This window comes from Paenibacillus sp. 37 (assembly GCF_008386395.1).
In the GTDB taxonomy this organism is placed as follows: domain Bacteria; phylum Bacillota; class Bacilli; order Paenibacillales; family Paenibacillaceae; genus Paenibacillus; species Paenibacillus amylolyticus_B.
On sequence record NZ_CP043761.1, the window covers coordinates 764,406 to 779,095 of the forward strand.

Annotated in this window: 15 protein-coding genes; 9 read left to right on the forward strand and 6 right to left on the reverse strand. The window is 46.1% G+C overall.

Annotated elements, in window-relative coordinates:
- Window positions 1-237: 237 nt before the first annotated feature.
- The 5 genes from F0220_RS03575 to F0220_RS03590 all read right to left on the reverse strand — a co-directional run bounded on the left by F0220_RS03575 (window position 238) and on the right by F0220_RS03590 (window position 4,598).
- The gene (locus F0220_RS03575; RefSeq protein WP_101315048.1) at window positions 238-1,014 is read right to left on the reverse strand and encodes a hypothetical protein; all 777 of its coding nucleotides are present in this window, start codon (window positions 1,012-1,014) and stop codon (window positions 238-240) included.
- A gap of 229 nt (window positions 1,015-1,243) precedes the next feature.
- Window positions 1,244-1,933, reverse strand: coding sequence for an aspartate/glutamate racemase family protein (locus F0220_RS03580; protein ID WP_149846261.1), 690 nt, complete (start codon window positions 1,931-1,933; stop codon window positions 1,244-1,246).
- A gap of 179 nt (window positions 1,934-2,112) precedes the next feature.
- A complete protein-coding gene (locus F0220_RS32380; RefSeq protein WP_017690769.1) occupies window positions 2,113-2,280 on the reverse strand; it encodes a hypothetical protein in 168 nt (55 codons plus the stop codon).
- 467 nt (window positions 2,281-2,747) lie between these two features.
- Window positions 2,748-3,566, reverse strand: coding sequence for a zinc ribbon domain-containing protein (locus F0220_RS03585; protein WP_149846262.1), 819 nt, complete (start codon window positions 3,564-3,566; stop codon window positions 2,748-2,750).
- A gap of 81 nt (window positions 3,567-3,647) precedes the next feature.
- Window positions 3,648-4,598, reverse strand: a complete 951-nt coding sequence (locus F0220_RS03590) for a helix-turn-helix transcriptional regulator (protein WP_149846263.1) — start codon at window positions 4,596-4,598, stop codon at window positions 3,648-3,650.
- 119 nt (window positions 4,599-4,717) lie between these two features.
- Between F0220_RS03590 and F0220_RS03595 the strand changes: the two genes are divergently transcribed.
- From F0220_RS03595 to F0220_RS03625, 7 genes are all read left to right on the forward strand, one after another.
- Window positions 4,718-5,416, forward strand: coding sequence for a response regulator transcription factor (locus F0220_RS03595; protein WP_091018737.1), 699 nt, complete (start codon window positions 4,718-4,720; stop codon window positions 5,414-5,416).
- A complete protein-coding gene (locus F0220_RS03600) occupies window positions 5,409-6,497 on the forward strand; it encodes a HAMP domain-containing sensor histidine kinase (RefSeq protein WP_105602372.1) in 1,089 nt (362 codons plus the stop codon). The genes F0220_RS03595 and F0220_RS03600 overlap by 8 nt, the downstream gene beginning before the upstream one ends.
- 99 nt (window positions 6,498-6,596) lie before the next feature.
- Window positions 6,597-7,460: a M15 family metallopeptidase gene (locus F0220_RS03605; RefSeq protein ID WP_149846264.1), complete on the forward strand. Its 864-nt coding sequence runs from the start codon at window positions 6,597-6,599 to the stop codon at window positions 7,458-7,460.
- A gap of 31 nt (window positions 7,461-7,491) precedes the next feature.
- Window positions 7,492-8,052, forward strand: coding sequence for a VanZ family protein (locus tag F0220_RS03610; RefSeq protein WP_105602370.1), 561 nt, complete (start codon window positions 7,492-7,494; stop codon window positions 8,050-8,052).
- A gap of 13 nt (window positions 8,053-8,065) precedes the next feature.
- A complete protein-coding gene (locus F0220_RS03615; RefSeq protein ID WP_149846265.1) occupies window positions 8,066-8,275 on the forward strand; it encodes a hypothetical protein in 210 nt (69 codons plus the stop codon).
- Window positions 8,276-8,489: 214 nt separating this feature from the next.
- Complete coding sequence (locus F0220_RS03620; protein ID WP_149846266.1) at window positions 8,490-8,888, forward strand: hypothetical protein; 399 nt, start codon at window positions 8,490-8,492, stop codon at window positions 8,886-8,888.
- Between the two features lie 35 nt (window positions 8,889-8,923).
- Window positions 8,924-9,238, forward strand: coding sequence for a hypothetical protein (locus F0220_RS03625; RefSeq protein ID WP_149846267.1), 315 nt, complete (start codon window positions 8,924-8,926; stop codon window positions 9,236-9,238).
- Window positions 9,239-9,347: 109 nt separating this feature from the next.
- On the opposite strand, the gene acnA is transcribed toward F0220_RS03625, so the two are convergent.
- The gene (gene acnA / locus F0220_RS03630) at window positions 9,348-12,062 is read right to left on the reverse strand and encodes an aconitate hydratase AcnA (protein WP_036614112.1); all 2,715 of its coding nucleotides are present in this window, start codon (window positions 12,060-12,062) and stop codon (window positions 9,348-9,350) included.
- Window positions 12,063-12,424: 362 nt separating this feature from the next.
- On the opposite strand from acnA, the gene F0220_RS03635 reads away from it, so the two are divergent.
- On the forward strand, window positions 12,425-13,444 hold the full coding sequence (locus F0220_RS03635; RefSeq protein ID WP_197997991.1) for an amidase domain-containing protein: 1,020 nt from the start codon (window positions 12,425-12,427) through the stop codon (window positions 13,442-13,444).
- A gap of 137 nt (window positions 13,445-13,581) precedes the next feature.
- Complete coding sequence (locus F0220_RS03640) at window positions 13,582-14,682, forward strand: D-alanine--D-alanine ligase (protein WP_036614110.1); 1,101 nt, start codon at window positions 13,582-13,584, stop codon at window positions 14,680-14,682.
- The last annotated feature ends 8 nt before the right edge of the window (window positions 14,683-14,690 follow it).

Below are 14,690 nucleotides of genomic sequence, written 5' to 3' on the forward strand. Positions count from 1 at the left end.
GATACCTGCGATGACAAACAGCACGCCATCAGAAAGTTTAAGATTACTAGCATGTAGAAGTGCGGAAGAACCCATACCGACTAGGAACAAGATAAGAATATATAAAAATCGCATTAATTTATTCACCTCTCTTTTTGAGTGAAATGTGTAAAAGAGAACGATTGTTATATCGTTCTCTTTTGTGAATTTAAATTTATTCTACCTTTTATTACATAAACATATTTAACAAAGACTTTATTAATAATTAAAATTTTTAAGTGTACCTCTGGAATCATTATCAGCAGAGCCTGAGAAGCTAACCTCTAGAGCTCCAAAACTCAATCCTACACTGCCCGTACCTTTAATGTGGTAGTAATTGGATTGTATTTGAGATAGACCACTTTGATTTCCTTGCTTTTTATGTTCTATTGTAAAGACGGCAGAGGCAACCTGTTCTGTTATAATAATGCCCCCTTTGAGATCAGCATTGAATCCAACACCATTCTCACCAGTATATGAGAAATTACGTCCACTTCCTAAAGTTGTAAACGTAGAGTTTCCGCTATACTTGACTTTATCTTCATAATACCCAGAACCTGGAACTGTTCTCCAAATTTCTTTATCAAAAGAAGCGCCATAAGCATCAGATAAGCGCCAAAAAGGCATTGATTTCCACTTTCCTGTTAATGCAACCATAAACCGCTCACGATTATTAACATTATCAGTTCGAACTATGGTTATATAATAGTCAAATTGATCATCCTTGATATTTCCAAGTGGTCCAACCTCTCCGTTGAATTCAGGTGCTGAGGCTTTTTCATGAGCCACTACTTCAATTGATCCATCTTCTTTCGAAAGACTTTTCTTAAACTCAGGGCTCCAGGATTCTATTACTTCATAAGGAATACCCTGCTTTAATAAAGTTATATCCAATTTCACAGTTTTATTCTCTGCAGAAGCGAAAGCACTGGTAGGAATAAGTAATAGGCATAGACAGCAAACCAACAGTAACTTCGATAAACGCAATAATTTCAATGTAAAACCTCACCCTCTGAGTAATTTGTTAAATTATAACAATCTAAATTTATCATATAACCCTAGGTTTGTACACCTAAATTATGTATATTTAATTATTATTTTAAAAAAATAGGATTAATATGTATTTATGTAAATAATAAATTAAACATAATTATATTTATGCTACTAACTCTTAACAAGATCACAGGAGCACATCCAATTTGTATCAATTAATTGTTTGATGCATCTACTGTCGAGCCACGCCCAAATTCTTCTCCAAATACGTCGCAAGCAATGCCAGCGGGCTATGGATTGGAATACCGCGATCTATTGTGACCTGTGCAGCTGCGGGAGCCATAGACAGTTGGGCTGCCACTACCGTTTTACCCGGATGCTGCTCAGCAATCTGCTGTAATCCCTCACGTACCGCTGTGAGATATCCTTGCTGATCTCCACGCATAATCAACTCAAATGTCCCAGGGATGCACACCGCATCCGTCTGAGATGTCTTGGCAACGTGTAGTTGCCCATTCTCATCCTCTTGCTGTAATGCCTGATTCAACCGTGCCATCGATCCTTCAACGGTTGCCGGGTTGGTGAATGCGATTATGTAATCTCCTGTTACTCGCCGCATCTCCTGCAATAACGGATCATCTATGCCGATCACAGGCACAGGGACCTGTGTGGCTTCCTGCTCCAGTACTGTCGCAAACAGGGTACACGTGACCAGAATGGCATCGGCATGACACTTAGCGATCCATTGGAGCGTCTGGGCTACTTTCTCGTGAATGACGACCTCGGAAAAGTCAGCGTCATGTTTAAGGCGGTCCAGACCTGGATCGACGTAATGGACTAATTCAACTTCATAAGGAGCAAGCGTCTCTTTAATTAAGGCAATGTTGGAATAATGAGCGTGAAAACAACCAATGGTGATCATGTGCTAAGTCCCCTTTTACAGTTCGTATATGTCATGGATCTCGTAGATATTTAAAACCATTATAGAAACATGACTGAGGACTGTACAGTTGTTTATTGCTCAACGCCAATAACCGCCCTTCCGCCAAGCTGCGGAAAGACGGTTGATAAGCGGACTCGAATAGGGTCCGGTGTCCATTTTTATCTAAGGGAAGGAGAAGCATTTTTCTTCGCCATTTTTTGCTGTAGAATTTCATGAAAGGATAGACCTTGAGTGTTCTCATTCTCCTTTTTAGGAGCAGTGGTCGCCGTGTTGCGCGGATATTGGTGATGGTACGGGATCATTTGCTGAATAGGCATGCGGATCATCTTGGTTCCTCCTTTGATGCGTTTTTTCGAATTATGTATTTCGACTGGTTACCATGCCAGGTGCGCATATAGGTACATGTGACTTGTTAGACGAAATAGAAGAGTTTAAAGCGTAATTCCAATTGGATTGTAGTGATTTTACCCGGTTTTAAGGAGATGTAAACGTTTTTAGGGAAATTCAGGAGTAAAGGACCTGATATGAGAGGGTGTACATGGGAAGATCGAATCGGTTGTTATGCGAATAGTCCCAATTTTAAGGAAGTCAATGGTACCCGCATATGAGGCATATTATCTGGTTAAATGATGCAAAGCATGCTAACTAACTTGGTACCATGGTCGGGTTGTTTAGGGAGTAATGTAGTTCCGGATATAACAAAAAAGCTGCCGAGTGTACTCGACAGCTTGCGTGATATGAAGAAGGATGCGAACTAACTTTGATTCTGACTGAGATGTATATCGTACTACTTTTATCTACTTTGGCGAACAGCGATGTATATATCCACTTGTACACTTTCGGGATTCAGGCTGCGTTCATCATACAATTCAAAATCCCCGGTGAACGTACGATCGATTTGTTTCTCCCATGCCCACACGGCTCCCCATGCTTCACTAACAACCTCTGCCATTGGCCCTTTTCTGGAAGTGAATACGGCGTAAGTTGCAGGCGGGAGCAGAATGTCGTCCAATCCTTCAGGTAATGACTCCTCCGAACTGACCTCATGCCCTACCAGTATGGTGTACTCTCCGGTTATGCCATCGGTGTAATCCGTGTAACAGCCATAGCGGGCAGCTTCGGGTGCAGGGAGGTGCTCTGAGGCAAAATAATTGTTCCAGAGTCCCTGAATACAGCCTTTGCCACTAATCTCAATGGCATTGGTTGTGCGGGCGGATATGCCGGCCAGGCGTTTGCCCGGAAGGGTGACATAACGAACGGGCTGGGCAGATAACGATTGAGTTGTTGTAACCTGACCTGGTATAGCGGAAGTGACAGAGTTTTCAGCTGGAGATACTTCGTGTTGATCCGTTGTATTCGTGCGCCAACGTTTCAAAAAAGGAAGCTGATTACGCAGCATCGAACGAGCGGATTCCTCATCCATGCCCTCGTCCTTCAGAATGGCGGTGCACATCTCCGTCATGCCTTCCAGTGAAATACCGGGCTGCGCGAACTCGCCCTCTTTGTAACAATAGATACAGTATTCGCGGGTTGTGCTTCCATCTGCTTCCGTTCCGAATTGTGCAGGGGTGGTGAGTGGCATACCGCAGCTTTGACATACCGTAACATTCATCTTTCATTCCTCCTTGGGTATATATGCAACTTCAACCTGAACATATTTGAAGTATACGGGGAGGAACTGGACAACTGTCTGTCAGGTTTGATCGGAGGTTTTATAATTTTGAACAATTTGTTCGGCTATACGACACACGTTATCCCGAATATGCAACGGTTCCAGGACCTCAACATCCGCCCCAAAGCCCAAGATGAAGCCGTACAGCCAGTTATCTTCTGGAAAAGCGACCTGGCTGATATAATACCCGTTCCTGTCAGGCAATACATTTTCAATACCGAACCATTCCTCCGCAAGATGACGGATACGGGCATGGAATCTCAGGGTAATCCCAATCTGGTTGTCTGGCCGGCTCCATTCCTGCTGCCACGGCCGGTCTTGAAGGTTGATGGATTTTCGTTCATAGTGCTCTGTAGTAAGAGAGACGTCTTTCATACGAACCAGCTTGAACATGCGGAATTCATTTCGTTCATGGCAAAAAGCATACAGATACCACGCGTGCCTCTTCAGTACAAGCGTGTGGGGTTCAACTGTACGATAGGTCTGTGCACCTTCGGCGCTGCAATAGGCGAAATAAATGCATTGTAGTTGATCGATTCCCTGATCAATGACTTTTAATTTTTGTTGCAGCGCTTCAGGGTGTGTCCACGTTGAATGATCCACGATGAATCGGTGCGTGCTGGCCTGAAAATCTTCATTTTTGGCTTCCGGGACGATACTGCTTAGCTTTTCCACCAACAGTTCACGTGCAGCATTTGTATGTGAGGTCGATATACTGCGCAGGGCGGTGACGATGGAAACAAGATCCTTATCGGTTAACAGATTGCGATCCAGACGATACCCTTCCGCTAGGCCGATGCCTCCGCTTGCTCCCTGATAGGTCACGACCGGAATTCCGGCTTGTCCCAATGTGTCGATATCCCGATAGATCGTACGAATGGAAACTTCAAACATATCGGCCAGGTCTTTGGCCTGTAACCGCCCCCGGTTGATAAGCAGTACAACGATGGCTAACAAACGCTCCAGTTTCATAGTTAGGGTTTCCTTTCATTTATGGTTATAACATTGCTTTCAATTGTTTATCTGGTACTTATCTGTTAGATTCATAGGTGTTATATTGCCCAGCATCCCATATAGGAGTGAAATAAGCAATGAAGCGAATTACGATTCTGATTGCGGACGATGAGGTAGAGATCGCAGATCTGGTGGCTTTACATTTACAAAAAGAAGGCTATCATACCGTCAAGGCATCTGACGGACAGTCGGCACTACAGGCGATTCAGACACATGCCATTGATTTGGCCGTACTGGACATTATGATGCCGGGTATGGACGGGTACGAGGTGACCCGCAAAATACGGGAGCAGCATCATTTTCCGATCATTTTCCTGAGTGCCAAAACCTCGGATATGGATAAAATTACGGGGCTGGTAATGGGTGCCGATGATTATATGACCAAACCATTTAACCCGATGGAGCTTGTAGCACGCGTGAATTCTCAATTGCGTCGCTCATTGCAATTCAGCCAGTCCACAGCGGCGGTTCAGCGCTCGATTCTGGAAAAGGGCGGACTTGTCATTATACCTGAACAGCATAGCGTGACGCTTTACGGTAAACCGCTGGAGTTAACACCGAAGGAATTTGATATTTTAGTGTTGCTCGCGAGCAATCCAAAACAGGTCTTCAGCGCAGAAAGCATTTTTGAAAAGGTGTGGGGAGAGGCTTATTTCGAAAGTGGCAATACCGTTATGGTACATATTCGGACGCTGCGCAAGAAGCTCGGAGAAGATGTGGACAAGAACAAGTTTATCAAAACGATCTGGGGCGTGGGGTACACGTTCAATGACTAAACGCAGAAGCTTTCGCACAACGATGATTATGCTGCTCGGTCTAAGCATGCTGTCTTCTGGCGCTGTAACATTTATCGTGTACAGGCTCTTGCAGTTGTATTATTCAGGTGTGCGGATGGAAGATCCGCTGGCGGAATATCGAAATATCATGAGAAGTATTGGCGATTTATATGTCTTTATGCTGCTCTTCATCCCGCTTGCGATTTTATTTTTCTACTTGTTTACGAGACCCTATGTCACGTATTTCAAAGAGATTTCCACAGGCATTAATCACTTAGCGAACGGAGACTTTCAGCATCGTGTTCAGATTTCGTCCAAGGATGAATTGGGTTCGATTGCGGAGGGTATGAATATGGCAAGCCAGAAGCTGCGGGAGGCGATGGAACGAGGTGACTTTGCCGAGAACAGCAAAGACCAGCTCATCGTAAACCTTGCGCATGATCTGCGTACACCGTTAACCTCCGTGCTGGGCTATCTGGATCTCCTTATGAAGGATGATCAGCTGACAGAGGAACAGGTTCGGCATTTTACGTCGATTGCATTCACCAAATCACAGCGTCTGGAGAAGCTGATTGATGATTTGTTCGAAATTACCCGCATGAATTATGGCATGCTACCGATCAATAAGGCTCCACTGGATCTTAGTGAATTGCTGAAACAGATGAACGAAGAGCTCTATCCTGTATTTGAAAAGAACCAACTGGTCACCCGCTTGAAAATAGACACTGACCTTACCATCTCTGGTGATGGCGAGTTGCTGGCTCGTGTGTTCGAGAATCTGCTGATTAACGCTGCACGGCACGGCAAGGACGGCATGTACGTGGATATTAACGGATATCGTGATGCGGAACAGGTTATCATTCAGGTGATTAACTATGGCGGACATATTCGTCCAGAGGAATTGCCACATATTTTCGATATGTATTATACCGGAGATCGTGCCAGAACCCCTCAGGAGGGTGGGACAGGCCTCGGCTTATTCATAGCACGTAATATCGTGGAACAGCATGACGGTACAATTTCAGCCCAGAGTGATGTGGTACGGACATTATTTGAAGTTCGTTTGCCCCTATTGCAATGAGGTTCGACGTCAAATTTAAGAAAAACTTTAAAAATGCCCTGCTTTTTCTTTAACTTGTTTTGTCTATCCTTGATGTATGAGGTAAAAGGAGGAACAAGCATGAAGAAGTGGGGCTTTTTAATATGTATCGTTTTGATCGGATATATCGTTACACAATCACCAGGATGGATTCATCAAAAGGATGAGCTACCTATCGAGATTCAGAATACGTGTGAAAATCCCGCAGGTTATACGGTATCTGTCACGGGAAATATTCAGGATCAGGTACATAAGGGCAATTTGTTACTGGTTAATAAGCAATACCCCGTTCATGAGGAAGGGGTTAAATCGGATATTGTATATGTGGCGGATGAGGATGATCTGCTTCGTGGATATGGAATAATGGATCGGAAAATCATGTTATCCCGGCAGGTGGCACAGGAGTTTCGGAAGATGGTTGAAGCAGCAGGCGAAGAGGGAGTCCGATATTTTCTTGTCAGCAGCGGGTACAGGGACTTTGCGAAGCAGGACGAGCTGTATCAGGAAAAGGGTGAAGACTATGCACTGCCTGCCGGTCACAGTGAGCACAATCTCGGGTTATCCCTGGATGTCGGTTCCACATTGGCTGCTATGAATGAAGCACCAGAGGGAGCCTGGCTGGAGAAGAATGCATGGAAATACGGATTTGTTTTGCGTTATCCGAAGGATAAAGTGCGCATCACGGGAATACAGTATGAACCATGGCACTTTCGATATGTAGGGCTGCCGCACAGTGCTGTCATGTATAAGAATAATCTGGTGCTGGAAGAGTATTTGGATTTGCTAAAAGAGAAAGAGAACATTAATGTGGAGGTAGAGGGTGAGGCGTATCATATTCGCTACTATGGAGCCACCCGAGATACGACCGTTTACATACCTGAGCAAGGCCAAACTGAAATCTCGGGTGATAACATGGATGGCGTCATTGTCACCGTAAAGAAATAACAGGGCAGCACAAAGGAGGAGGAGCAGCAGCATGAAGCACAACAACCAGAAGAAAAACAAACATTACATCCTTTGGATTGCCGTTTTCATTATCTATGTATATCTACTTACGAAGCTGATCCTGTTCAAAGGAAGCCCGGTCGATTTTGGCATCGTGAAGGTTCGACTGATGGCGTTCTTGCAACAACCGGATCTGATCCATACACGAACTGTCAACCTGACGCCATTTCAGGAAATTTCACGAGACTGGAACAGTCTGTCGTTACATCGTCCGGGCACCGCAATCCATCTGGTAGGCAATATATGGGCCTTTATTCCACTGGGCATCTTCATCCCTGTGTTGACGGGCAACAAGTTATTCTCTGGAGTAAAGGTACTCCTGCTGTCCCTGCTGCTCAGTTTGGGTTATGAAGTGACACAGTTGTTGACGGGGATGGGAATATTTGATGTGGATGATCTGATGCTTAATACACTCGGCGGCTTGATTGGATATATTGTTTTCACTATGGCTATGGGTCTGAAAAAGGTGTTGTCGGGAGGAGAATCCCGCGTGACGACGAAAAAGTTAAATTCTAAGGAAAGTCACGTGTAAGGAGGGGAACAACTTGATTATAATAGCTGCAATCTTCATTAGCGCAGGGCTAATGTTTCTCGTGTATCCACACAAGGTAACAGATGCTTCGGAGAAACAGATTACGGAGCGAGTGATCGCGTCGAGATGGATCGGTGGCTCGTTAATAGCTCTGTCATGTTTGTTTCTGATCATGGGTACGATTCAACTGTTAGATCAAGCATCACATCACATTGGGCATTAAAAGGCAGTTGGTCTTGAAGCAACGGAGAACACACATACTGAAAACAAAGGCTCTCCATCACTGTGCAGATTGCACGTTACGGGGAGTTTTTTTGTTGTTTCATAAGGTATCGAATTTAGGATAGGATCAGTGAACTTTGCGAGTAACATCGCAAATGAGGTAGAGTAGAGATGATGCGTTAGTACCTATTCCTTACAAAAAAGGAGGATATACATTGTATTCATTAGCTAAAGAACTAGCAGGAACCATGAAAGCCATTATGCAAATTGAAACCGAAATTGCTGAAGCTAAGATTGATCAACAGGCTGAAGAGATCATACTTGGTATGGAAGAGAGAAGATCGGCTTTAATAAATAATGTCACACGTGATGAATTATTGGTCATCCAAACAGTGATGAACGTAGGAAGGTCAGAAAGAGGGTATCGTTATCATTTTAATTCGGAAGACGTTGAGATTATTAACCTTCCCGTTGAGTTAAACGAGCATGAGTTGATGCAGAAATATTCCTACTATCTGATACATAAAACCAAAGAGGAATTAGCATGTGAAATTGAATATCATACGCTTGTCTCATCATTTCTAAAAGAAGGTATAGAGATCTTAAAACTCTAGACCGTTACCCGACATACTAATAGGGGGTCTGCAAGATGATAATGAAAATTTCGTATTATACGCCAGATGGATTCTACTATTATGTCCCCGATCAATATGCAGAGAAGATGGAAGAGTGGAGAATTCAATTTTCAGATTTTTTGCAGAGTATAGAGGGGAAACATCCATTCACAGAATACGTGGAGTCCATTAATTATGAGGGTAAGTTGGAATATGCTATTTTTGGACGTAGTTATGGCGGAGATGAGTTTGTAGACTGGATTAACGTAGAGAAATTAAACTGCAGAGGTATATATCGTATAGCTGAGCCACCTGATGATTCGGAAGTTGGCTTGAAGATTGATTTTTAACCATACCCCGATTATAAAAAGCAAAGCCAAAAAAGCTCCCCGCCACGTGCTGATTGCACGTAATGGGGAGCTTTTTTGTATAACTTCATCGCATTAATGATTTATATCATTAAGCTTTTTTCATCATTTGACGCAATACGGTTTGCAGGATACCGCCGTTATGGTAGTAATCCACGTCAACCATGCTGTCCAAACGAGCGATGACAGGGAATTCGAACTGTGTACCGTCTTCACGAGTTACGGTAACTTTCAACTCTTGTCCTGGCTTCACGTCATTGCTGAGGCCAGTAATGTCGTACGTTTCACGTCCGTTCAGACCAAGGCTGGACCAGCCGTGACCTTCCTGGAATTGCAATGGCATTACGCCCATGCCGACCAGGTTACTACGGTGAATCCGCTCGAAGCTTTCTGCGATAACGGCTTTGACGCCGAGCAGGAATGTTCCTTTTGCCGCCCAGTCACGGGAGCTTCCTGTACCATACTCTTTACCAGCGATAACGATCAGGTTCTGTCCTTCATCCTGATACTTCATGGAAGCATCGTAGATGGACATTTCTTCGTCTGTTGGCAGGTACTTCGTAATGCCGCCCTCAGTACCCGGAGCCACCTGGTTACGAATACGAATGTTAGCAAACGTACCACGCATCATGACTTCATGGTTACCACGGCGTGAACCGTACGAGTTGAAGTCTTTGCGCTCTACGCCATGTTCTTTCAGGTACAGTCCAGCTGGGCTGGATGGTGCAATATTACCTGCTGGCGAGATGTGATCCGTTGTTACGGAATCCGCAAGCAATGCCATAACACGTGCAGAACGGATATCTGCGATATCGTTCAACTTGTCGCCAAGCTCTTGGAAGAACGGAGGATTCTGAATGTATGTGGAGTTCGGATCCCACTCGTACAATTCACCTTCCGGTACAGAAATTGAATTCCAACGCTCATTGGCTGTAAATACATTCTCGTACTTGTTGCGGAACATCTGAGCGTTCAGGGAACTTGCGATGGTATCCTTGATTTCCTCGGAAGTAGGCCAGAGGTCTTTCAGGAACACAGGCTCATTGTTCGTATCATAACCGATTGGATCGGTTTCAAAGTCAATATTCACGGTACCCGCAAGTGCATACGCCACAACGAGTGGTGGTGATGCCAGGTAGTTGGCTTTAACCTGTGCATGCACACGGCCTTCAAAGTTACGGTTACCGGACAATACAGCCGCTACGGTCATATCGTTCTCAGCAATAGCTTCGCTCACTTCGTCCGGCAGTGGGCCGGAGTTACCGATGCACGTTGCACAACCGTAGCCGGCAACGTTGAATCCGAGTTTGTCGAGATACGTGATCAGACCTGCTTTTTCCAGGTACTCGGTAACCACAAGGGAACCTGGTGTCAGACTGCTTTTCACATATCCTGGTTTGGTCAGGCCGCGTTCAACTGCTTTTTTCGCCAGTAGTCCCGCTCCAACCATAACACTTGGATTCGAAGTGTTCGTACAACTTGTGATCGCCGCGATCACAACAGCGCCTGCCTTCAGTTCACTGTTGGAACCGTCCGGATGCTTCACAGGTACGGATTGTTCGATTTTCTCATCGCTCAGACCGTAGCCGCCTTTATCTACAGGTGTGCGAATGATGCTGTTGAAGCTTTCTTTCATTTGTGTCAGCTCGATGCGATCCTGTGGACGTTTTGGTCCGGCAAGACTTGGTACAACAGAGCCGAGATCCAGTTCAATCACATCTGTGAATTCAGGATCAACGGTGCTTGAAGTACGGAACATGCCTTGAGCTTTGTAATAAGCTTCAACCAATTCTACCTGCTCGTCAGGACGGCCAGTGTTACGCAGATAGTTCAACGTTTCACTATCAACAGGGAAGAAACCGATTGTTGCGCCATATTCTGGTGCCATGTTGGCTACTGTTGCACGGTCAGCCAGACCGATGTTGGCAAGACCTGGTCCGTAGAATTCTACGAATTTACCAACAACACCTTTTTTACGAAGCAATTGGGTAACGGTGAGTGCAAGATCCGTTGCTGTTGCGCCTTCGCTCAGGCTGCCTGTCAGTTTGAAACCGATAACGTCCGGTGTTACAAAATAAAGCGGTTGGCCCAGCATACCTGCTTCGGCCTCAATACCACCAACACCCCAACCAACAACGCCAAGTCCGTTGATCATGGTGGTGTGGGAGTCTGTACCTACGAGGGAATCCGGGAATACAACGGTTTCGCCGTCCACGGTTTTGGTTGCTGCCACGGAAGCCAGATACTCCAGGTTAACCTGGTGAACGATCCCTGTGGATGGTGGAACGGCACGGAAGTTGTTGAATGCCGTTTGCGCCCAACGCAAGAAGCGGTAACGCTCTTCATTACGCTCAAACTCAACTTTGATATTGTAATCAAGTGCATCGTTGGTACCAAAAGCATCAACCATAACGGAGTGGTCGATAACAAGATCGACGGGTACGAGCGGGTTGATCTGTTTTGGATCGCCGCCTGCTTTTTTCACAGTATCACGCATTGCAGCGAGGTCAACGACAACCGGTACACCGGTGAAATCCTGCAGAACGATACGTGCAGGGATGAATGGAATTTCCTTGTTATTGTCACGGCCATCTGCCCAGCCGGTCAGTTGTTTTACGTGTTCTTCGGTGATAGCACGTCCGTCGAATTGACGAATTGCTGCTTCAAGCAACACTTTAATGGAGAAAGGAAGCCTGGAAAGATCGCCGTGGCCGTTTTCCTGAAGAGCATCGAGACTGTAGTAGCGGTAAGACTTGCCTCCAACCTCAAGACTGCGAGCGGCGGAGAAATGATTCTTTGCTGACATACATGTACCTCCTTGGGATGTGTCGGTGAGATGAAGAAAACGTTCATTTAGGTGAAGAACAGGCCTTCATCGTTCCGTGTTCTTGTTCGTTAGTTTCATCAGATGAAACGTAATTTCATAATCATAACTTTAGTTTTAAGTATACCGTTTTCACCTCCGTACGTAAAGGTCTTTTTGCCTGATCAAGCAAGCTTTTGGAGCGATGAAGGCGTTTTCGTGAAGCGAGCAGGAATAAGATATCTTGTGTACCTGTATTTGCCGAATTTCGAATCTCCCTCCTGAGCCGTGTACATACAACCGAAGACCCTTTCATATGAATAGTAGGAGTTTATATACGCAATGAAATATTCCAGACAGAACTCATGCCAAAGGGGGACATAGGCTTGGAACGGGAATGGAAGAGTGCCTTATATACTTACGTGAACCAGTACAATCGCTGTGAGATCGACTACCGTCCACAGACCAGCGAACGGATCGTTACCGATCCTGACTTTGTGGTGGAACGGGGAGAGCGTATGGCAAGGCTGGACGAATGGTATCGTAAGCGCCGCGCCGTGCCTCTTCGCAGCGAGACCAGCGCCAAGCTTGTGCGCACGCTTATGGATGGTCAGGAAGAAGCGGTGGTGGATGTACAATTGTACAGCAGACTGTTCTACGAGAAGAGCGGGATCACCCACCGGGAGGACCGGATTGAGCGGGAGCGGTTAACCTTTCTGAGGCAGAGTGGTGGATGGATCATTGGACGGGTTGAGCGAGAAGTGCCGGAGCGTCGCCCTGCTGGGGAAGGACGTCCGTTTCAACAAGCTGATTTTGTACAGGCGATGAATCGGCCGCTGCTGAATCGGGAAGTGTTGGGTCAAGGAAGAAGCTCACGGCAACAGTCATATCGCAGAGATCTGGCAGTTGCCTATGCAGATCGGTGGTGGAATGCGGGCAATCCGGCATTTGAGGAATTTGATGTGGATTGTACCAATTACGTGTCCCAATGTCTCTTTGCAGGGGGCGCACCCATCCACTATACTGGTAGAAGAGAAGCCGGCTGGTGGTATAAAGGGTATGTGAACGGCTCCGAAATGTGGAGTTACAGTTGGGCAGTTTCCAACAGTCTGGAGCGTTATTTGTCAGGCAGCAGCTGGGGTCTGACCGCGACAGAAGTGGAGCGTCCTGAGCAGCTGATGCTCGGCGATGTTATTCTCTACGATTGGGATGGAGATGGACGATTTCAGCACAGCACCGTTGTGACCGCGTTTGATGCGGGCGGTATGCCGCTTGTTAACGCACATACGGTTAGCAGCCGTCACCGATTTTGGGATTACCGGGATTCTTACGCTTGGACGGAGCGGACGGTATACCGGCTTTTTCATATTGCAGATGAGTTTTGATGACGAAAGATTTTCGGGATGCGGTGACGCAGACATTCAGTTCCGTGTAAAATAAGATCAGATAACGCAAGCAGAATAACAAGGGTGCTGAGCATGCAAACATGACAGCATCAGGCACAGATAATCGGAGGGTACACATGAGTATGGATAAATTAAAAGTAGGCGTCGTGTACGGCGGAAAATCGGGCGAGCATGAGGTGTCGCTGCAAACGGCGTTTGCTGTAACAAACGCATTTGATTATGAAAAGTATGAACTGGTTCCTTTTTATATCTCCAAGCAGGGGACATGGAAAAAAGGACCTGTCATGCATGCGCCGTTCGCGCAGATTGAAGATCTGAAGCTGGAGCAATCGGCGGGTGGAACGCAGGATGCGCTGAATGCCCTGTTTGGTCGTTTGTATGGCGGAGCAGAAGCGCTGGACGTGATGTTCCCTCTGCTGCATGGTACGTTTGGAGAGGATGGCACCATTCAGGGCATGTTCGAGATGGCGGATATGCCATATGTAGGTGCGGGTGTACTCGCTTCGGCTGGCGGCATGGACAAAGTGGTCATGAAAAAGCTGTTTGCACAGGCTGGCATTGACCAATGTGCCTTTACGTATTTTAACGCGACACAATGGAAGCAGACTGAGCACGAAATGATCGTACAGGTCGAAGATCAGCTGGGGTATCCTTGTTTTATCAAACCGGCCAATCTGGGCTCCAGTGTAGGCATCTCCAAAGCACGTAACCGCGATGAACTGAAGACAGCTGTTGAGTTCGCACTTCGGTATGATACGAAGGTTGTCATTGAGGAGTTCGTTGAAGCACGCGAGGTTGAAGTCAGTGTCCTCGGTAATGACGAGCCCATGGCTTCCGTTCCAGGTGAGATCGTATCCTCCGGTGAGTATTATGACTATGCAGCCAAGTATATTGATGGTCAATCACAGATGCTGATTCCAGCTCCACTGGACCCAGAGGCCGCAGATCGCATTCGCGAGGCAGCTTTGCAGGCGTTCCGTGCGATTGAAGGTAACGGTATTTCACGTGCGGACTTCTTCATTCGGAAAAATGACGGCGCTTTGCTTATTAATGAAGTCAACACCATGCCTGGTTTCACACCGTACAGCATGTATCCACTTCTTTGGCGTGAGACAGGTGTATCGTATGCCGAACTGCTGGATCGCATGATTGAGCTGGCACTGGAGCGTTACAACCGTAAGCAGGCACTGAATTACGAGAACGGCGTACAGGCGTAGCCTGCGAC